Origin of the sequence: Prevotella sp. P4-98, assembly GCF_002251405.1 — a bacterium.
Lineage (GTDB): Bacteria > Bacteroidota > Bacteroidia > Bacteroidales > Bacteroidaceae > Prevotella.
The window spans coordinates 65,696-86,417 of the sequence record NZ_NPJC01000046.1 but is presented as its reverse complement, the minus strand read 5'-3'; the positions used below and the strand labels follow the sequence as shown (position 1 = coordinate 86,417).

General features: G+C 46.1%; 14 protein-coding genes, 1 tRNA gene and 1 riboswitch. Of the genes, 10 read left to right on the top strand and 5 right to left on the bottom strand.

From position 1 onward, the window contains the following. Positions 1-340 precede the first annotated feature (340 nt). The gene (locus tag CIK96_RS06790; protein WP_094391019.1) at positions 341-880 is read right to left on the bottom strand and encodes a TrmH family RNA methyltransferase; all 540 of its coding nucleotides are present in this window, start codon (positions 878-880) and stop codon (positions 341-343) included. Positions 881-1,293: 413 nt separating this feature from the next. Between CIK96_RS06790 and nadA the strand changes: the two genes are divergently transcribed. Both nadA and CIK96_RS06780 read left to right on the top strand, forming a co-directional pair. After that, positions 1,294-2,283, top strand: a complete 990-nt coding sequence (gene nadA / locus CIK96_RS06785; protein WP_094391020.1) for a quinolinate synthase NadA — start codon at positions 1,294-1,296, stop codon at positions 2,281-2,283. Between the two features lie 141 nt (positions 2,284-2,424). Further along, a tRNA-Leu gene (locus tag CIK96_RS06780) sits at positions 2,425-2,509 on the top strand. A gap of 240 nt (positions 2,510-2,749) precedes the next feature. Here the strand turns inward: CIK96_RS06780 and CIK96_RS06775 are convergent. From CIK96_RS06775 to dapF, 3 genes are all read right to left on the bottom strand, one after another. Continuing rightward, positions 2,750-4,939 carry a glutamine synthetase III gene (locus tag CIK96_RS06775; protein WP_094440123.1) on the bottom strand — a complete coding sequence of 730 codons (2,190 nt, stop codon included), beginning with the start codon at positions 4,937-4,939 and terminating at the stop codon, positions 2,750-2,752. A gap of 69 nt (positions 4,940-5,008) precedes the next feature. Beyond that, complete coding sequence (locus tag CIK96_RS06770) at positions 5,009-6,238, bottom strand: LL-diaminopimelate aminotransferase (RefSeq protein WP_094434897.1); 1,230 nt, start codon at positions 6,236-6,238, stop codon at positions 5,009-5,011. Between the two features lie 33 nt (positions 6,239-6,271). Continuing rightward, positions 6,272-7,147, bottom strand: coding sequence for a diaminopimelate epimerase (gene dapF / locus CIK96_RS06765; RefSeq protein WP_094391023.1), 876 nt, complete (start codon positions 7,145-7,147; stop codon positions 6,272-6,274). A gap of 335 nt (positions 7,148-7,482) precedes the next feature. On the opposite strand from dapF, the gene CIK96_RS06760 reads away from it, so the two are divergent. The 4 genes from CIK96_RS06760 (at position 7,483) to asnB (ending at position 11,648) form a co-directional block, all read left to right on the top strand. Then, positions 7,483-7,830 (top strand): P-II family nitrogen regulator, encoded by a 348-nt coding sequence (locus CIK96_RS06760; protein WP_094391024.1) that lies wholly within the window; start codon positions 7,483-7,485, stop codon positions 7,828-7,830. Positions 7,831-7,904: 74 nt separating this feature from the next. Then, the gene (locus CIK96_RS06755) at positions 7,905-9,158 is read left to right on the top strand and encodes an ammonium transporter (protein WP_094440122.1); all 1,254 of its coding nucleotides are present in this window, start codon (positions 7,905-7,907) and stop codon (positions 9,156-9,158) included. Between the two features lie 47 nt (positions 9,159-9,205). Beyond that, positions 9,206-9,913 carry a hypothetical protein gene (locus CIK96_RS06750; protein WP_094391026.1) on the top strand — a complete coding sequence of 236 codons (708 nt, stop codon included), beginning with the start codon at positions 9,206-9,208 and terminating at the stop codon, positions 9,911-9,913. Between the two features lie 70 nt (positions 9,914-9,983). Beyond that, on the top strand, positions 9,984-11,648 hold the full coding sequence (gene asnB / locus CIK96_RS06745; protein WP_094440121.1) for an asparagine synthase B: 1,665 nt from the start codon (positions 9,984-9,986) through the stop codon (positions 11,646-11,648). 685 nt (positions 11,649-12,333) lie between these two features. Here asnB and CIK96_RS06740 read toward each other — a convergent pair. Beyond that, positions 12,334-13,632, bottom strand: coding sequence for a cobyrinate a,c-diamide synthase (locus tag CIK96_RS06740; RefSeq protein ID WP_094440120.1), 1,299 nt, complete (start codon positions 13,630-13,632; stop codon positions 12,334-12,336). A gap of 80 nt (positions 13,633-13,712) precedes the next feature. Next, positions 13,713-13,907: riboswitch (cobalamin riboswitch) on the top strand. Positions 13,908-13,992: 85 nt separating this feature from the next. Between CIK96_RS06740 and CIK96_RS06735 the strand changes: the two genes are divergently transcribed. The 4 genes from CIK96_RS06735 to cobJ are packed head-to-tail and all read left to right on the top strand — an operon-like array spanning position 13,993 to position 20,721. Continuing rightward, entirely contained in the window at positions 13,993-16,134 is a 2,142-nt protein-coding gene (locus CIK96_RS06735) for a TonB-dependent siderophore receptor (protein WP_094440119.1), read from the top strand. After that, on the top strand, positions 16,121-17,224 hold the full coding sequence (locus CIK96_RS06730) for a sirohydrochlorin cobaltochelatase (protein WP_094440118.1): 1,104 nt from the start codon (positions 16,121-16,123) through the stop codon (positions 17,222-17,224). The genes CIK96_RS06735 and CIK96_RS06730 overlap by 14 nt, the downstream gene beginning before the upstream one ends. 30 nt (positions 17,225-17,254) lie before the next feature. Continuing rightward, complete coding sequence (locus tag CIK96_RS06725; RefSeq protein ID WP_094440117.1) at positions 17,255-19,315, top strand: TonB-dependent siderophore receptor; 2,061 nt, start codon at positions 17,255-17,257, stop codon at positions 19,313-19,315. Beyond that, the gene (gene cobJ / locus CIK96_RS06720) at positions 19,312-20,721 is read left to right on the top strand and encodes a precorrin-3B C(17)-methyltransferase (RefSeq protein WP_094440116.1); all 1,410 of its coding nucleotides are present in this window, start codon (positions 19,312-19,314) and stop codon (positions 20,719-20,721) included. Before CIK96_RS06725 ends, cobJ begins: the two co-directional genes overlap by 4 nt. Position 20,722: the final 1 nt, after the last annotated feature.

The window sequence follows — 20,722 nt, the reverse complement described above, 5'->3', positions numbered from 1 at the left end:
AACTGTACACGTTAAGCGGTGATGTCCATTCGCCTACGACTTTATTCGAATTCGGTCATTATATTACATGCATGACCATGGATTATTATATTTCTAATGCCCGATTTGTGACTAATATCTTTTAACTGAAAGTTGTATTGATAAAGCTTATCTAATACTTTTTGGGTGCAAAGATATGAGATGTATGTTTCAAAGATGTGATAGAAGTATGAATATGAAGTTAAAAATCAGTTGATTAACGATGTTATTCACAAAGTTATCAACCTATAAGTATCTATACCCGTTAACACCTGTATATTGGTTTAGAAACAAACAGATATGGCGGAGCGATTACAGCAAACTATTCTGGTTTCAAAACGAGCGATTCTGCAAACTTATAAATAATGATGCCTGCCGTAACAGATACGTTCATGGAGTGTTTGGTGCCCAATTGAGGAATTTCCAAACAACCGTTGCTGGCATCAACAACCTCCTGATGAACACCTTTTACCTCGTTTCCTAATACCACAGCATAACGCTTCGAAGGATCAGGAACGAAATGCTGCAGCTTGGTAGAATGTTCCACTTGTTCCACCGACAACACCTCGTAACCATCGTTCTTCAAAGCATTGACAGCCTCAAATGCCGTCTTGTAGTATCGCCAATCCACAGACTCTTCTGCGCCAAGCGCCGTCTTATGAATCTCAGTGGCAGGCGGTGTCTGACAAATGCCACAAAGACAAACAGCCTCTACCCTAAACGTATCAGCCGTACGAAATACACTACCTATATTATACATAGAGCGGACGTCGTCAAGGACAACCACTAAAGGCAGCTTTTCCGACTTCTTGTATTCCTCAATACTCAGTCGCTGCATCTCTATCGTGCGTATCTTTCTCATAGTTGGCGACAAAATTACAAATAAAAAACGATAATACAAATTATTGTGGATAACTATGTTGATAACCGTGTGGATAACGTGTTAATTATCCACTAATATCCACAACGACATTTCTGGTATATGGATATCCACAGGTTTATACAGTTGTTTTTAGCAACTTTTCCACGCAATTATGATGAAAAAAGATATAAACTTATTAAATTTGCACCAAAATACGGAATTGTGGATAAGTTATTCAGTGGTCTAAAAATCAGCACTTAACTATCAACACCTATTGTGGATAGCATGTGACCACAAGTTGATAACGAAAAAAGCAAAATATCAATAAGAAAGTTTTGCACTTATCAACAGGCTATTATCATACACATTTCTATTTTAAAATTAAAATAAAAAATAAATAATATAATATTGTGATGTTGAAAAACGAATGGATAAAACAAGGATTCATTGATGAACCTATTGCTGACGGCACCGATCTGAAAAAAGAAATAAGACGGTTGGCGAAGGAGAAGAATGCCTTGATTCTGGCACATTACTACACTCGTGGCGAAATACAAGAGGTAGCCGATTTCATTGGTGACTCGTTGGCTTTGGCGCGTAAGGCAGCCGAAACCGATGCCGACATGATAGTTATGTGTGGTGTTCACTTCATGGCTGAAACCTGTAAGATACTCTCTCCTGAGAAGAAAGTGCTTTGTCCTGATGTGACAGCAGGCTGTTCGTTGGCTGATTCATGCCGTGCAGAAGATCTCAAGAAATATAAAGAGGAGCATCCAGGTTATCAGGTTATCAGTTATGTGAATACCACTGCCGCAGTCAAGGCATTGACCGATGTGGTGGTGACCAGTGGCAATGCCAAGAAAATAGTTGATACCTTTCCTGCCGATGCAAAGTTGATATTTGGTCCAGATTATAACTTAGGATCGTATATCAATTCAGTTACGGGTCGTAACATGCTTCTATGGAATGGCGGTTGCCATGTACACGAGCGTTTCTCGGTAGCAGAAATTGCCAAACTGAAAGCCGATCATCCCAAAGCCCTGGTATTAGCACACCCCGAATGTAAGGGTCCTGTGCTTGCTGTAGCCGATGTAGTGGGTTCTACGGCAGTTCTTTTGAAGTATGCGGTAGAACACCCAGAGCAAGAATACATCGTGGCTACAGAGTCTGGAATACTGCATGAGATGCAGCGCCAGTGTCCCACCACCATGTTCTATCCCGTACCTCCAGAGGTTAGTGAAGGCGGATTGGGTTGTTCGTGCAATGAGTGCGACTATATGAAGAAGAACACTTTAGAGAAGATCTATCATACCCTTCGTCACGAATGGCCTACCGTAGAGGTGGATGAAGCCACAGCTCGCGATGCCGTGAAGCCTATTGAGCGTATGTTAGCATTGAGTTAATGCGTGGAAATAATGGTGATAGGCGGTGCTAAAGCCATAATTCTTCGCCATTTTCTATGTGTGATAAAAAAAGAAAATAACAATTTCTTTTGTATTCTGCTTAGTTATTCGTACCTTTGCAGGCGAATTCCAAATTCCACTGCCGCGATGGTGGAATGGTAGACACGAGGGACTTAAAATCCCTTGGCCAGTAATGGCTGTGCGGGTTCGAGTCCCGCTCGCGGCACGTTTGGATAAGACAAGCCCCGTCGATGTTTCAGTTTTGAAACAACGGCGGGGCTTGCTTTTGTAGGATGGGAAGTAGGGATTTCCCGCATGAGAATATTTTGGAACGTTGGTCTTGCTATTGCTATAGATATAAAAAATGAGGGCCCGATACTTCACAGCATCGAACCCTGCGCAAACTTCAAACAACCAAAAAAAGAAATAGATTTGTTGTTATTGATGTCTATTCATCAGTCTTATATTAGCGGATGAACAATAGTTCACGATATTTAGGCAATGGCCAGCAGGTATCATCAACAATCAGTTCGAGTTTATCAATCTGATATCTGATGGTGTCCATCTTTGGTTCTATCGTGTCATGATATGCAATAGCCTTTTCATGTTCATCGGCAATTTTGTTTGCAACCTTTCTTGCGTTGACAAGTTCTTCTACGCCTTTCTCGATAGTTGATGTGCGTTCAGCAATTTCCTCTATGATTTTAATGTTGCGTGCTGATAGTTTATCAGCTTTGTCAACAGGGAAAATGGCGCGCATATTCTGTACATTATCGAGCAATTTACTTTGGTACTGAGTAGCTACAGGTATGATATGGTTCATAGAAAGATCGCCCAGAACACGTGCTTCAATCTGTATTTTCTTGGTGTATGTTTCCCATTTCACCTCATTTCTGGCTTCCAGTTCCTTCTTACTCATCACGCCGAGTTTCTCAAACATCTCTATACTTGCCTTGTCGAGATAGCGCTCAAAGATCTTCGGGCATGATTTTTCCACGTCAAGACCACGTTTGGTAGCCTCTTCAATCCATTCGTCACTATATCCATTGCCATCGAATCGGATAGGTTTGCAGGTTTTAATATCCTCACGCAATACTTCCACAATAGCGCTGGTCTTATCTTCACCTTTTTCAATGAGAGCGTCAACGCGCTTCTTGAAATTAATCAAAGCTTCAGCAACTGCCGCATTCAGTGCAATCATGGCTGATGCACAGTTGGCTTCAGAACCAACGGCACGGAATTCAAATCTGTTACCTGTGAATGCAAAAGGCGATGTACGGTTGCGGTCTGTGTTATCGATAAGCAGTTCAGGAATTTCCGGAATATCGAGTTTCATACCCTGTTTTCCAGCCATAGTAAATAGATCGTCCTTGTCTGCGAGTTCGATATGGTCGAGCAGTTCGGTCAACTGTTTGCCCAAGAATGATGAAATGATGGCAGGGGGCGCCTCGTTTGCACCCAGACGGTGTGCATTAGTAGCACTCATGATAGAAGCTTTGAGCAATCCGTTGTGCTTATAAACACCCATCAGTGTCTCTACGATGAAGGTCACGAAGCGCAGATTAGCCTCTGGAGTCTTACCAGGAGCATGCAACAATACGCCATTGTCGGTAGATAAGCTCCAGTTGTTGTGTTTACCAGAACCGTTGATGCCATCGAAAGGTTTCTCGTGCAGCAGAGCGCGGAATCCATGTTTGCGAGCTACGCGCTTCATCAACGACATGAGCAACATATTGTGATCGACAGCGAGATTAGTCTCTTCGAATATAGGAGCTACTTCAAACTGGTTAGGTGCTACTTCGTTATGTCTTGTCTTGCATGGAATTCCCAGTTCAAGAGCCTGCATTTCCAAGTCGCGCATAAATGCTGCAACACGCTCAGGAATAGATCCGAAGTAGTGATCGTCCATTTGCTGGTTCTTTGCAGAATCGTGTCCCATCAGTGTACGTCCAGTGAGCAAGAGGTCTGGTCGAGCCGAATAGAGTCCCTCATCAACGAGGAAATACTCCTGTTCCCATCCCAAGTTAGATGTGACCTTCTTGACTGTTGGGTCAAAATAATGGCACACATCAGTAGCAGCCACGTTTACTGCATGCAATGCGCGTAGCAGTGGAGCCTTATAGTCGAGTGCTTCACCGGTGTAAGAGATGAAGATGGTCGGGATACACAACGTATCATCGATGATAAACACAGGGCTTGTAGGATCCCATGCAGAATATCCTCTTGCTTCGAAAGTAGCACGTATGCCACCTGAAGGGAATGATGATGCATCAGGTTCCTGCTGCACAAGGAGTTTTCCGGAAAACTCTTCTACCATTCCACCTTTACCGTCATGCTCTATAAACGAGTCATGTTTCTCTGCTGTGCCCTCTGTCAAAGGCTGGAACCAGTGTGTGTAATGAGTTACGCCATTCTCTTTAGCCCACTGTATCATACCTGCAGCCACAGCGTCAGCTACTTTTCTATCGAGTCTTGCACCGTTGTCTATGACATCAATCATTTTTTCATAGACATCTTTCGGCAGGTACTTATACATTTTCTCGCGGTTGAATACCTTTTTACCGAAATACTCATACGGTCTTTCCGATGGAGCTTTTACGTCGAGTGGCTTTTTCTGAAAAGCCTCTTCCACGACCTGAAATCTTAAATTTGCCATAATCACTGTGTTTTTATTTTGTGTTTGTGTTTTTGTTATTTTGTGTCTGTGTTGTCTGTTATATTGTTGTTATTTCAACCAGTTTTCTATACGTAGCAGTGCTTCGTCGGTTTTCTCTTGTTGTCCGAAGGCAGTCAGACGGATGTATCCCTCGCCACTTGGACCGAATCCCACACCTGGTGTACATACCACATGAGCATCGTATAGCATCTGTTCGAAGAATCTCCAGCTCCCTTCTCCATTTGGTGTTTTCACCCAAAGGTATGGTGCGTTTTCACCTCCATATACTTCCAGTCCGAGTTTAGTGAGTGTCTCCTTCATTTTATGTGCATTGCGCATATAGTAGCTGATGGTTTCTTTCACCTGTTCCTTACCTTCTTGTGTATAGATAGCCTGTGCAGCTCTTTGGCTCAGATAACTTGTTCCGTTGAATTTTGTGCATTGTCTTCTGTACCAAAGGTGGTTCAGTGGAATGCGTTCACCCGTCAGTGTTGACGCTGTAATATCTTTCGGCACCACGGTATAACCACATCTTACACCGGTAAATCCAGCTGTTTTCGAATAGCTATGAAATTCTATAGCACATTTTCTTGCACCTCTTATCTCGTAAATAGAGTGTGGTATAGAGTCATCTTGAATATATGCTTCATACGCCGCATCGTAGAATATGATCGCATCGTTTTTTAATGCGTAGTTTACCCACTTTTTCAATTCCTCCTTAGGAAGTACCGTACCCGTTGGGTTGTTAGGATAGCAGAGGTAAATGATATCTACTCTTTTGTTAGGAATCTGTGGAATAAATCCGTTTTCAGCCGTGCATGGCATGTATAAAACATTTGACCATCGTCCGTTTTCCACTACCCCAGCTCTTCCAATCATTACGTTGGAGTCGATATATACAGGATAGATAGGATCTGTCACACCGATGCTGTTGTCCCATCTCACCAGTTCCTGTATGTTTCCTGTATCGCTTTTAGCACCGTCGTTGATGAATATCTCGTTGATATCGAGATGTATTCCGCGAGGCAGGAAATCGTTTTTCAGGATGGCTTCACGCAGGAAGTCGTAGCCTTGTTCCGGTCCGTAGCCTCTAAACGTGGCTTGTATAGCCATTTCATCAGCTGCGTGGTGTATGGCTTCCACTACTGCTGGACACAGTGGTTGAGTAACATCACCGATGCCGAGCGATATGATGTCGGACTTTGGGTGCATCGTCTTGAAGGCATTCACCTTTTTGGCGATGTCAGCGAACAAGTAATTGTTCGGCAATTTGAGAAAGTGTTCGTTTACTAATGCCATATCTTTGGTTGTTTTAAAAGTTGTCGTTTGTATTCAATTGGTGGGCGGTTCTCCGTCTGGAAGTTCTATTTCTCCTTCGAAAACAAATTCCGCCGGCCCTGTCATATATATATGGTTGTTGGTTTCGTCCCATTTGATAGTGACGTTGCCGCCGTCCATTTCAATGACCGACTCTCTTCCTTTTCTTCCAGTGAGTGCTGCTGCAACCGCTGTAGCACATGCCCCTGTTCCGCACGCCATGGTAATTCCGCTTCCGCGTTCCCATACTCTCATTCTGATATGTCCGTTATCCATGACTTGTGCAAATTCTATATTGCATCTTTCAGGAAAAGCCTCATGGTGTTCCAGTATATTTCCTATTCGTGCAATGTCTATTTGATTCAGTTTTTCTGTGAAGATGACGAAGTGTGGATTGCCCATCGACACGAATGTTCCGGGCCAATCCTCTCCGTCTGCTGTTAAGGTGATTAGTTGTTCCGACCGATTGTCTGAACCTATAAACTGCCTTGTGTTGTACAGTTTAGGTTCTGACATATCCACTGTGACACTGCACACTCTCTCATGGGCAACGTTCAGATGTAATGTCTTAATGCCCGATTTTGTCAACAGTCGGATATCGGTCTTATGGGTTATCCCTTTTTCGTAGAGGTATTTACCAATACATCTTGATGCGTTTCCACACATCATCGCCTCGCTTCCATCAGCGTTGAATATTCTCATGGAATAGTCGGCTTCAGGCATATCCACCTCACCGATGAGCACCAGTCCATCGCTTCCGATGCCTGTATGAGGCTTGCTCCATACTCTGGCAGCCTCTTCAGGGTTGGCTATATTATATAATAAGGTATTGACGTAAATATAGTCATTACCAGCCCCCTGCATCTTTGTGAAATGAACTTTAGCTTTCATCATGCTAATCTTTTTGCCTTTTTTAATTGCTTAATGTCTTATTTCTGGTGCAAAGATACGTCGATTTGATAGTATTTGCAAGTTTATTGCAAGTTTATTTGATAACTTTTTGTGTTATTTTTTTAATTTGAAAGCAAATAGGCTATATTGCTTTCAAATTGTAAGTAACTACAATAAAAACTATAATAAATGCAAACAAAACTAATATTTTATTTTCTTATTGATATAAATATCATTGTTTTACTTACTTTTTGCACTAATTTTGCATCCGAAACAATACAGTTTGTTATCAATACGACATATTAATATAATTAGTAACATTAAAGGTTTAAGGTATGAAAAAGATTGAAGCAATCATCCGCAAAACAAAATTTGAGGAGGTGAAGAGTGCTTTGCTCTCTTCCGACATCGACTGGTTTGAGTACCACGACGTACACGGAATAGGTCAGAGCAGGCAGGAGCGCATTTATCGTGGTGTTCAGTATAACACCGATGTGATAGAGCGTGTAGCGCTAACCATCGTGTGTCGTGAAATGTTTGTCGAACCAACCATCAAAGTCATATTAAATGTAGCCCATACCGGAGAGATTGGTGATGGTCGTATTTTCCTCAGTGAGGTTATCGACACCTATTCTATCCGTACAGGTGAGAACGGCGACACGGTTTTGCGCGATAAGAAATAGTCTGGTTGCGTAATATTGAAACACAACAAGAGAAACGGATAACACAATAACACAAACACAAAATTTAAAAGATTATGAATGAAGTAGGAATTTCTCTCGATACCGTATGGATGTTGTTAGCTGCCATGCTCGTATTTTGGATGCAGCCCGGTTTTGCGCTGTGTGAAGCAGGTTTCACCCGCAGTAAGAACACTGCCAATATTCTGTTTAAGAACTTTGTCGATTTCATGCTTGGTTCGGTATTGTTCTTTTTCGTAGGTTTTGGCTTTATGTTTGGCTCCGATGGCGCTGGTTTCATCGGTGCTCCCAACTGGGGCGACCTTTCTTTTTATAAGAGTGATCTGCCTGTAGAGGGTTTCTTGATGTTTGAAACAGTCTTTTGTGCCACTTCCGCCACTATTGTCAGCGGTGCCATGGCCGAGCGCACAAAGTTCTCTATGTATATAGTCTATAGCTTTATAATCTCTCTGATTATTTATCCTGTGGAAGGCCATTGGACTTGGGGAGGTGGATGGTTGTGCAACGACGCAGCCGAAAGCTTTATGATGACCACTTTCGGACATGTGTTCCATGATTTTGCAGGTTCAGCCATTGTTCATAGTGTAGGTGGTGTGCTGGCATTGATTGGTGCTATTGCCCTCGGTCCCCGTCGCGGCAAGTATGATGCAAACGGCAAGAGCCGTGCCATTCCTGGTCATTCACTCATCTTGGCAGCCCTCGGTGTATTCATCTTGTGGATGGGTTGGTTTGGTTTCAACCCCGGTTCTCAGTTGGCAGCAACGGGTGAAGTAAACCGCATCGCTATCTCTCACGTCTTCCTGACCACCAATCTTGCAGCCGCCTGCGGTGGTATCGCCACGATGTTTGTTACTTGGATGAAGTATGGCAAACCTTCATTCTCACTGACCCTCAACGGTGTATTGGCAGGATTGGTAGGTATTACTGCTGGTTGCGATGCTGTTGATGCTTGGGGTGCCATTATCATCGGTTTGGTTTGTGGCATAGTTCTTGTATATGCTATTGAGTTCATCGACCGGAAACTTCACATTGACGACCCTGTAGGTGCTTCTTCTGTACACGGTGTATGTGGTATATTGGGAACATTGATGACTGGTCTGTTCTCTGTCAGCGAAGGACTTTTCTACGGTCATGGCTGGGGATTCCTCGGTGCCGAAGCCTTCGGTATACTGATAATCGACCTTTGGGCAGCAGTCACTGGTGTCATTCTGTTCTACTCTATTAAGAAGATTCACGGTCTGCGCGTCAGTGCCCGTATTGAAGATGAAGGTCTTGACATCTACGAACACGGTGAGACTTGCTACAACTAATCCTCTCTCTTGAGAGATCACAACAATAGTATTAATCAATAAAAAACATGAAGACGATGAAAAAGAATGTATTGCTTATATCGGTAGGACTGCTTTTTGCAGTCGCTACCGCCCATGCACAGGACAAAGTAGAAACCACTTTATCTGCCGATGTAGTAAACCATTATATCTGGCGTGGTACTGATTGCGGCAATGTAAGTATTCAGCCCACTTTGGGTGTTGCCTATAAAGGCCTGAGTCTTTCGGCTTGGGGAAGTGTCGGACTCGATAAAGACGACAACAAAGAACTCGACCTTACCGCCAGTTACAGTGTAGGTGGATTCTCTATCGGTGTCACCGATTATTGGTTTAATACCCCCGAAAAGCGTTATTTCTACTATAACGCCCATGGCACAAGCCATATCTTTGAAGGATATGTGAGCTACGATTTCGGTCCTGTTTCAGCAGCTTGGTACACCAATTTTGCAGGCAACGACGGTGTCAACAAAGACGGTGACCGTGCCTATTCATCTTATTTCGAAGTCAATGCTCCGTTTAAGTTGGGCGGTGTAGATTGGACAGCCACAGCCGGTGCTGTGCCTTTTGCCACCACCACTTACAACACTTCAGGTTTTGCGGTTACCAATCTTGCCCTCAAAGCCTCTAAAGACATTCAGATCACCGACCACTTCACCCTGCCTATCTTCGGTCAGGTGGTGGCCAATCCCAGTGATCAGAAAGCCTATTTCGTGTTTGGATTCACCCTGCAGCCCTAAGTGGCTGCAGGCTAATCCAGCCACTCCCCTATCCTAACCTCAACGCAAACATAAAAACAACAATATCATCATGTGTGGAATAGTAGCCATCTTCCATGTGGAAGAACAAACGCAAGCCCTTCGCGACAAGGCCTTGCGCATGAGTCAGAAAATACGTCATCGTGGTCCAGACTGGAGCGGTATCTATTGTGGAGGCCATGCCATTCTCGCCCACGAACGTTTGTCTATCGTCGATCCTGAGTCAGGTCAGCAACCTCTTTATAGTCCCGATCGCTGCCAAGTGCTTGCCGTCAATGGCGAGATCTATAATCATAAGGACCTTCGCGAGCGCTATAAGGATCAATACCAATTTCAAACCGGTTCCGATTGCGAGGTTATTTTAGCCTTATATCGCGATCGTGGCATCGATTTCCTTGAAGAATTGAATGGCATATTCGCTTTCGCACTCTACGACGAAACGCGCGATGAGTTTCTCATCGCCCGCGATCCGATAGGTGTCATCCCTCTTTATATCGGCTATGATGCCGATGGCAAGGTCTATGTAGCCTCTGAATTGAAGGCGCTTGAAGGTCAGTGCGACCGCTACGAACCATTTCTGCCAGGCCATTACTACTGGAGTGGCGAGGGAAAGATGCATCGGTATTACCATCGTGATTGGATGGATTACGACCAGGTGAAGGACAATAAGGCCAGTGTGACTGCTATCCATGACGGTCTTGAAGCCGCTGTACGCCGCCAACTGATGAGCGATGTACCCTACGGCGTGTTGCTCAGCGGTGGTCTCGATAGCAGTATCATCTCAGCCGTAGCCGAGAAATATGCCGATATGCGTATTGAAGACGACAGTAAGACCAAAGCCTATTGGCCCCGTCTTCATAGTTTTGCCGTTGGATTGAAGGGAGCGCCCGACCTTGCCAAAGCCCGTTTGGTGGCCGACCACATAGGCACAGTCCACCACGAAATCAACTATACCATTCAAGAAGGCCTTGATGCCATCCGCGATGTCATCTATTTCATTGAGACCTACGATGTCACTACCGTACGTGCTTCTACTCCGATGTATCTCCTTGCCCGTGTCATCAAGTCGATGGGTATTAAGATGGTACTCTCTGGCGAAGGAGCCGACGAGATATTCGGCGGTTATCTCTATTTCCACAAAGCGCCCGATGCGCGTGCTTTCCATGAAGAAACGGTGCGCAAGCTCTCTAAGCTTTATCTCTACGACTGCCTCCGTGCCAACAAGAGTCTTGCTGCATGGGGTGTGGAAGGTCGTGTACCATTCCTCGACAAAGAGTTTCTCGACATCGCTATGCGCACCAATCCTGAGGCAAAACTCTGTCCCGGCATGATGATGGAGAAGAAGATTTTGCGTCAAGCCTTTGCAGATATGTTGCCCGATGAAGTGGCATGGCGCCAGAAGGAGCAGTTCTCCGATGGTGTGGGCTACTCGTGGATCGACACGCTGAAAGCCGTTACCGCAGCCGCTGTGACCGACGAACAGATGGCACATGCCGCCGAGCGCTTCCCCATCAATACGCCACAGAATAAGGAAGAGTACTACTATCGCAGCATTTTTGCTGAGCATTTCCCTTCCGATAGTGCAGCTCGCAGTGTTCCAAGTGTGCCAAGCGTGGCATGCAGCACTGCCGAAGCATTGGCATGGGACCGTTCGTTCCAACATCTGAACGACCCCAGTGGTCGTGCTGTGAAAGGTGTTCACGAGCAGGCATATTAAGTCTGTGTTTTCTCCAGCCGATGTTTTTATGCTGGCAACAATGTCAGGTAGTAGTACTTTCTATAGTTTTTCAACTCCAAACAGTTGATATCCCCTACTCTTTTCAGTCTCCGACACGCTGTTTGTCGGAGACTGTTTTTCTTTCATTCCGCATCACTTCTCAGCCGTAGCTGACAGTTGTTTCAGCAGACAGTGGGTTGCGTATCGTCCTGATACCCTGTTTTTCAGTGGTTTTTTGATGTGACGTAACCTATTGGTATATAGAAGATTAAATACTCATAAGTGCCATATAGTTCAGCAAACTCAATGAATTTCCTGACCAATTTCAATGAATTTGCTGAGGAAATTCAATGAATTTGCTGACCAAACTCATTGAAATTGCATAGTCATCAACGTCATTCAGCATCATCGAGAACGTCATTCAACGTCATCGAGAACGTCATTCAGCATGGCTGCAAACGTCATGTAGTTGAGCAAAACAAATTGATTTGCCGAGGAAAACAAATTGATTTGCTGAGGAAAACAAATTGATTTGCTGAGGAAAACAAATTGATTTGCTGAGGAAAACAAATTGATTTGCTGAGGAAAGTATGTTGAAAAGTGTTGAAACGTACATTATATCAGTACGTTATGATTATTGTGTAGCAGTGGCAACAAAGGTCTTTTGTCCTACTGTGGTTTATTGTCATTTGCCAAAGAACGGCACTTCGTCCTGCCAATACAAGTGGGTATAGCTCGCCACCACATTGCCTTCGATGATAAACGGCGAAGGCGTTTGCTCATTGCGAGCGTTGAACACATCGGCGCCGGAGCGGGGCAGTGGCGGCAAAAACTGGGAGTAATGAAACTCATGACCGCGATATTCCTTCTCTCCAACTGTCACGCGGCGATAGCCTAAAGATAGTTTTCGGTCGCTCTTTCGGCTGCCAATAGAGTAGGGCAGTACGCCACACATCTCGTACGTACCTTCGTCGCTGACGATATTCTTGCAGAGATACATCATGCCGCCACACTCCGCCAGTATCTTTCCGCCACTGATGGCATAGCGGCGTATGCTCGCTCTGGTTTGTTGGGCGCGTTGCAATGCCTCTAAATGCTGTTCGGGATAGCCTCCCGGCAGATAGAGTAGGGTGGTGTCCGCCGGTATCGGCTGGTTGTCTTCAGGATTGAAAAAGGTAACCCTGCCCAAGCGTTGCAGTAAATCGATATGGTGCTGATAGACAAACGAAAACGAATCGTCGTTGCGAGCCACTACGATGTGGCAGTCTGATAGTGGTCTATCGGTGTGATGGTCGATAGTTTCCTGCGGTTTCTCGCCACTTGTCAGCAGTAGCAACCGGTCTATATCCACATGCTGTTCCACAAGGTCTGCCATCTCGTCCATATCCGTGGTACGACTAAAGTCCAGTCCCAAATAGCGCGACGAAGCCTCCGCTTGTCGCTGGCGCGGTACACATCCCAGACACATCAACCCTGCATCTTCTGCCGCCTCACGCAGCATGAGGTCGTGGCGTGGACTTCCCACCTTATTGAATATAACACCCTTGACATGGACATCGGCATCGTAACGCGCCAAACCCTGTAGCAGTGGTGCCACCGAATAGCCCGTATGGCTGGCATCTACCACCAGTATTACCGGCAAATGGAGTGTGGCTGCCACATGTGCCGCACTGCCTTGCTGGCGCTGAAAGCCATCGAAAAGTCCCATCATGCCCTCCACCACACATATATCGGCACCGCGCGAAGCCTCAGAGTAGATAGCCTTCACGTGCGAATCTGTCGCCATGAAGAGGTCGAGGTTGTATGACGATCGGTGGCACGCCATACCGTGATATTTTGTATCGATATAGTCGGGACCGCACTTAAACGGTTGCACCACCCTGCCGCGACGCACCAGCGCCGCCATCATACCAATGGAAATGGTGGTCTTGCCCGACCCAGATGCCGGTGCCGCTATTAGAAATTGGGCGAAAGTATGCTTCATGGGTGCGAAATTACAAAAAAGGAGGATAATAATCCGATTTTTCTATGATTTTTTTGCCATATAACATAAAATGACTACATTTGCACCCGGAAAGAAAAGGCAATCAACGGCAGATGCCGTATGATGCAAGGGAATCCGGTGAAAGACCGGAGCTGTACCTGCAGCTGTAATCCCCCTTTGAAGCAAGTTTGTCAGTATAACGCCACTGAGGCAACTCGGGAAGGTATGACAGACTGGGGAGAGCCAGAAGACCTGCCTTATATGTTCTATCTCAGGCAAACGCCCAGACAAGACATTGCGCCCTCAGGATTAAGGGTTGACAATTTCCTATTTTATTTTAGAATGACTTATAAAAGTATTATGACTTGCAGAAACATTGCGGGTCTGCTACTTGCTATAGTAGTGTGTCCGCCGGTTTTAGCACAGAAAACCATTGAGAGCAAGGAGTCGCTGCAAGAGGTTGTGGTGACAGGAACTGGTACGCGCCACTTGTTGAAAGATGCTCCGGTACAGACCGAAGTCATCAATCGGCAGGTGCTGAAAACCTTTGCCGGACGCAGCATCGAAGACATACTCTCCCAGTTGTCAGCATCGTTCGACTTCGAACAGGGCGACATGGGATCGCAAATGCAGATGAACGGACTGGGCAATTCCTATATCCTAATACTCATCGACGGTAAGCGCCTGCATGGTGATGTAGGCGGACAAAACGACCTCGGACTTATCGATCCCAACAATATTGAGCGTATCGAGATTGTCAAGGGTGCCTCGTCGGCACTCTATGGAAGCGATGCCATAGCCGGAGTCATCAATATTATCACCCGTAAGCATAATGAAGGCGTGATGCTTGAAAACAAGACACGCTACGGATCGCATAACGATATGAGACAGCACAACGGCATTGCCCTGCGCTTTGGACAATGGAAATCATACACCAACTTTCAACTTCAGCACAACGACGGATGGCAGAATACCGCCACCGAACATACACCAAGTTCGGCAACACCCGTCACCGACTCGAAAAGCAAAACTGCAAACGAGTTTACCAATTGGCAGATAGCAGAGCGGTTGGCATGGAATCCCACCCAACAATTAGAACTCTATGCCGAAGGATCATGGTATCAGAAGGGTATATACCGCAAGAGCGGCAAATATCCCAAATATGATGTCTATAACTACGACCTAAAGTATAAGAACGCTTCAGCCGTTGCCGGCATGCAATGGACCACTAATCGCGGTGACCTCGTCACGGCAGATGTCAGTTGGAACAAACATGCCTATTACCACGCTTTCACCTCGACAACACTGGCAGAAGGCTTCGATGAAGATGGCAACTTCATTCTCGACTACCCCTATTTCACCGGACAAAAACTGCTGATGAGCAATCAGGAGCGCACCATGTTTAATCTAAAAGGTGTGTTTGCACTCACCCCAACCAACAAACTCAGCGCCGGTATTGAGGCACGCTACGATTATCTCAAAGCTCCTGCAAGCATCAAAGGACGCACCGCCGACGATAATACCGAGGCCATCTATGTGCAAGACGAACTCCAACTGCTGCACATCCTCCAGGTGACAGCCGGACTCCGACTCAACCGCAACGAGAGTTTCGGATGGAAACTTACCCCCAAACTCTCTACCATGCTTAAACTTGGCGACTTCAGACTTAGAGCATCGTGGAGCCAGGGATTTAAGACACCCACCATCAAAGAGCTCAATTACCAGTATGCACGCGACATGAGCGGCATCATTCTGTTTTTGGGAAATCCAGACCTGAAGGCACAAACCAGCAATTACTTCTCGCTAAACGGCGAATATACCATAGGTCATTTCAACGTATCTGTTACGGGATATTATAATAAGGTGGATGATATGATAGCCTTGGTAACCATACCCAAGAGCGAAGCACCAGACGTTTACCGCCAACAGTATGGTGAGATGCTCAGTAAAGTGCGTCGCTATCACAACATGGAAGATGCCAAAACCTATGGTGTGGATGTCAATCTGCGATACACCACAGACCATCTGAGTATCGGGGCAGGGTATAGTTACCTTGATACCAAAGCCAATATCTACGACACCACACACGACAGAATGGTCAATGTCACCATCGATGGCATGGCACACCATAAAGCCAACGTCTTCGCTACATGGAACCATCAGTTTGCCACCAACTATCAGATGGGTGTCGGCATCTATGGCAAGATGTCAACCAAACGCTACTATCAGACCAACGGCAACGGTAAGGGATACCAGATATGGCGTCTCAGCACCACCCACGACCTTGGAAAAAGCAAACACATGACCTACCGTATAGAGGCTGGAGTGGATAATATTTTCAACTATGTGGATAAAACTCCACACGGATTACACCTCGGTACCAATACATCGGGTACTACGCTTTTCGCCTCGCTGACTGTCAGATTTGCGAAAGGAAAGAAGATTAGAAACATTTTTAATAATCAACATTATAACAAACAAAAAGACAATGAAGAAGATTAAATTTCTCATGATGGCAGCCGTAGCATTGCTGACTGCCTCAACATTCGTTGCTTGTGGTGACGACGACGATGACTCCAAGGGCGGACAACTGTCAAACATGGAGCGTTACCAGCAGGAAGTAGATGCTACCGTTAAGTCACAGAAGAAAAACGACAAGGCTATTCTCGTCGTTGCATTCGGTTCGACATGGCAGCAGGCATACGATGCTTTCGACCTTACCGTAGAGGAATACAAGAAAGAATTCCCTGGTTACGACGTCTATCTGTCGTTCTCTTCAGCTATCTGTATCAACCGTGCTATGGCTGGCGAACACGTAAAGCCCCGCAACTTCTATGAGCCAAAATACTGGCTGGAGGCTTTCGGACGTGTGCAGTATAAGGAAATCATCGTTCAGTCTATGCAGGTGATTCCCGGAGAAGAATACACACGTGTCATCAACGCTATGAAAGACTTCGCTAACAACTCTAACGGTGACCTCGACGACAAGTATCTGAGCACCATGACCCTTAAGCTGGGCTATCCTCTGATGGCTGAATATCCTTCAGACGTGAATAAGTTGGCTAAGGCACTCAACGACAACTTCAGTTCTTATGCACAGAAAGGCGCTTTGTTGTTCATGGGTCACGGTAACCCCGACACCTACGATACCTACAAAGCTAATGTTCGCTACACCCAGTTGGAAACAGCCCTGAAGGCTTACAACTCTAACTACTATGTAGGAACTGTTGATATGAAGGAGAACTTCAAAACTCACGTTCACCAGCGCATGGCCAACGATGGCATCACCAGCGGTAAGGTATATTGCGCTCCGTTGATGTCTATCGCCGGTGACCACGCCCACAACGATATGGCTGGTGACGACGATGCTTGGGACAATGGATTTGAGACCAACGACGAAGGTGAGGTTGAAGACACCAGTTGGAAGATGTATTTCAAACACATGGGATATACCATCGAGGACGATAGCTATACCGACGACAAGGGAATTGTAAAGGGTCTGCTTGAGTTTGCCAATGTCCGCGCACTCTATAAAGCACACACCAAGAACGCTGAAACTGTGGATTACTATCACTCAAAGAACCCCGAATAAACCAGAAACAAACATAAAATCTGATAAACTTTGAAGACCAACAGACTACTCGTTATCTTCGCCTTATCAGTAAACGCAATAGTTGCATCGGCACAGATCCACAGCAAAAGCGGATCGGCAGATGCTGACAAACAGATGAGCCTCAATCCCGTTGTAGTGACGGGGTCGGGGCATCATCAGCGTTTGGGAGTCACTGCTACACCGGTGCACGTACTCTCGGCGAAGGAAATCAAAGAGCAAGGCATCACTACATTTGCTGATGCGCTCACACATACCATGCCGCAACTCTCCATGGCACCTAATGCCATGGGGTCGCAACTCCGTTTGAACGGACTCGGAGGAAAGTACATTCTCATCCTCATCAATGGACATAAACTCAGTGGAGACATCTCCAACAACGCAGATCTCAATCGCATCAACATGGCAAGAGTGAAGCGTATAGAGGTACTCGACGGTGCGGCAAGTTCACTGTACGGCAGCGATGCCATCGCAGGAGTAATCAATATCATCACAGACCAACCTACAGGCAATCTTGTCAGTGCCACTTCCAACTCGCGGGTAAGTGGGAAAGGACAGTTTACCGAGCAGGTCAATGTAGATATCTATAGCCATGGATTCGGATCATACACCTCCTTTTCACACGATAGGGCAGACAGTTATCGCATCAACCCACTGGAATATGTGAAGGGAGAAGAGGACAAAACACAGCAATCGCTGTCGCCCTTGTTTACTGGATATAGAAACAATCTGGTCAGTCAGCGCTTCACTTGGCAGACAACCAAGCAACTGGCATTCAATGCGGGTATGGAGTATGGATATAAAAAGACTGACCGTCCCAATACAAACCCCGACATCACCGGTGGTCTCGACTATGAAATGCGCTATAAATCGCTGCGCTGGAATGTGGGAGGAATATACAAATGGAACTCAAGAAACTCCATTCAGACGGATTTTACAGTAGATCGTTACCGCTATGGAAAGGAGTATGACGTAGAAACCAAAACCTACAAGGTGGGCGATTATGTGCAGTCGAAGAAGCAACGCACCATGGATGGCGAGGTGAAAGCCATACTCGGACTCACCCAAAACTCTACAACCATCTTCGGTGTTGATTGGCGCAACGATATGTTGGTGACTACATCAGGAAACATAGACAATAATGCCTATACCCTTTCTGGCTATGGACAGCACGAAATGGCATTGCCACTACACCTCAAAGCTACCGTTGGTGCACGCTATACCTACCATAAGGAGTTTGGTAGCAGACTGACACCAAAGGTGGCACTGATGTTTAGCAACGGACCTATACGACTCAGAGCAACCTATAGCAACGGATTCAGAGCTCCCGGACTCGACGAACTCTATTACCGTTACTTCTCTGTCAATCGCGGAAAACCACAGGTGTCGTTTGGCAACAAAAACTTGAAATCGGAAGCCAGCCACTATGTATCGCTGGGAGCAGAATATCGCGTTAGCCGCTTCTCGCTGTCGGTCATGGGTTATATCAACCGCATCAACGACATGATTATCAAGGATAATATCAAGCTCACTGACCCATTGCGTGAGATGCTGAAGGCTGAATTTCCTGAAATGACAGATGAACAAGCCAACAAAATGACGTCTTATGCACACTATGTCAATAGCGACAAGGGTGATGTGAAAGGACTACAGGTCAACATCTACGCTAATCCTGTCGATGGATTCAACTTCAATGTGAACTATGCCTATACCTATGCACGCTCGAAATCGGGCGACGAATGGCAGATTCTCGACCGCAGTATCAAGAATGCACTTACGCTATCGGCAAGTTATAGCCGCGCTTGGGGCATCTACCGCTTGTCGGCTAATGTCAATGGCAGACTACAATCGAAAACCTATTATGCGGCTTACGAGGATGCACCGGGCTATGGGGTGTGGAATATCAATACCACACACACCTTCTCGCTGGCTCGCCATCTGACCGTAGAGCCCAGTTTGGGTATAGACAACATATTCAACAAGACGGACAACCGAATAGACAGCAGCCTGCGACGCTATGCACTCTATTCACCAGGACGTATGTTGGTAGCTGGATTAAAAATTAAGTTATGAAACAAATCATCGTTGTAGGAATAGGTCCGGGAAGTATGGACGACATGACAATGGCTGTGCGAGAAACCCTCGCACAAGCCGATGTCGTGGTGGGATATAAGTTCTATTTCCAGTTTATAAAACCCTTGCTGCCCGATACCGCACAGTGTATCGACACTGGAATGAAGCGTGAGTATGAGCGTGCGAAAATAGCTTTTCAACTGGCAGAACTGGGCCATCAGGTGATTGTCATGTCGTCGGGCGATGCCGGCATCTATGGCATGGCATCGCTGATATGGGAGATGAAGGCGAAAAGTCAGTCGGATGTAGAGGTTATCGTGCATCCGGGCATATCCGCTTTTCAGAAGGCAGGCGCCTTGTTGGGCGCTCCTGTCAGTCACGACTTCTGTGTGATTTCACTCTCTGACCTGATGACTCCATGGAATCTTATAGAGCGTCGCATCACTGCGGCAGCACAGGCAGACTTTGTGACTGCCGTCTATAACCCACGTTCCAACGAGCGCTATTGGCAGTTGGGACGTCTCAAGGAGATATTCCTCAACGCGGGCAGAAGTCCAGAAACCCCCGTCGGCTATGTCAGGCAGGCTGGGCGTGAAGACGAAACGGTAGTGCTTACCACGCTCGGAAAGCTCAATCCGGATGATATCGATATGCTGACCATCGTCATCATAGGTAATTCGCAGACCTTTGCCTTTGCCGACAAGATGATAACACCGCGTGGCTATATACAGAAATATGGTCAGAAAGAGAGTGAAAAGTCGATAGGTGCGGGTATTATGACCGAGAGTTTTCACACTATTCTATCAGAGCTGCACCGCAAAGACTATCCCACCGACCATCGTTGGCTATTGCTACATGCCATCCATACCACTGCCGATTTCGATATGGAGAATGTGCTCTATACAGATCAGGGCGCTGCGGAGTGCATCTTTGAGCGTATCAGACAAGGAAAGCTCAAGACCATCGTGACCGATGTCACCATGGTGGAGAGCGGCATACGCAAGGGTGCTTTGCAACGGTTAGGACTGGAAGTGAAGTGCTATCTACACGATTCAAGAGTGGAACAGATGGCAGCCCAACAGCATATCACACGGACACAGGCTGGCATACGACTGGCTGTGGAGGAACATCCCGATGCACTATTTGCCTTTGGCAACGCACCTACAGCACTTATCGAACTTTGCGAACTGATGCGTAAGGGTAAAGCACGACCGCAAGGTATCGTGGCTGCACCTGTTGGATTCGTACATGTGAAGGAGTCTAAGTATATGGTGAAGAGTTTTGCTGACGTTCCCAAGGTCATTGTTGAAGGGCGCAAGGGTGGCAGTAATATTGCTGCAACACTTTGTAATGCCATCATGACACTCGACGACGCCATTCAACTCGTGCCGGGAAGAGATTTATAAT

Bases quoted from the DNA above. Each gene is read 5' to 3' on its own strand.
- CIK96_RS06790 (WP_094391019.1), bottom strand. From the start codon at position 880: ATGAGAAAGATACGCACGATAGAGATGCAGCGACTGAGTATTGAGGAA.
- nadA (WP_094391020.1), top strand. From the start codon at position 1,294: ATGTTGAAAAACGAATGGATAAAACAAGGATTCATTGATGAACCTATT.
- CIK96_RS06775 (WP_094440123.1), bottom strand. From the start codon at position 4,939: ATGGCAAATTTAAGATTTCAGGTCGTGGAAGAGGCTTTTCAGAAAAAG.
- CIK96_RS06770 (WP_094434897.1), bottom strand. From the start codon at position 6,238: ATGGCATTAGTAAACGAACACTTTCTCAAATTGCCGAACAATTACTTG.
- dapF (WP_094391023.1), bottom strand. From the start codon at position 7,147: ATGAAAGCTAAAGTTCATTTCACAAAGATGCAGGGGGCTGGTAATGAC.
- CIK96_RS06760 (WP_094391024.1), top strand. From the start codon at position 7,483: ATGAAAAAGATTGAAGCAATCATCCGCAAAACAAAATTTGAGGAGGTG.
- CIK96_RS06755 (WP_094440122.1), top strand. From the start codon at position 7,905: ATGAATGAAGTAGGAATTTCTCTCGATACCGTATGGATGTTGTTAGCT.
- CIK96_RS06750 (WP_094391026.1), top strand. From the start codon at position 9,206: ATGAAGACGATGAAAAAGAATGTATTGCTTATATCGGTAGGACTGCTT.
- asnB (WP_094440121.1), top strand. From the start codon at position 9,984: ATGTGTGGAATAGTAGCCATCTTCCATGTGGAAGAACAAACGCAAGCC.
- CIK96_RS06740 (WP_094440120.1), bottom strand. From the start codon at position 13,632: ATGAAGCATACTTTCGCCCAATTTCTAATAGCGGCACCGGCATCTGGG.
- CIK96_RS06735 (WP_094440119.1), top strand. From the start codon at position 13,993: ATGACTTGCAGAAACATTGCGGGTCTGCTACTTGCTATAGTAGTGTGT.
- CIK96_RS06730 (WP_094440118.1), top strand. From the start codon at position 16,121: ATGAAGAAGATTAAATTTCTCATGATGGCAGCCGTAGCATTGCTGACT.
- cobJ (WP_094440116.1), top strand. From the start codon at position 19,312: ATGAAACAAATCATCGTTGTAGGAATAGGTCCGGGAAGTATGGACGAC.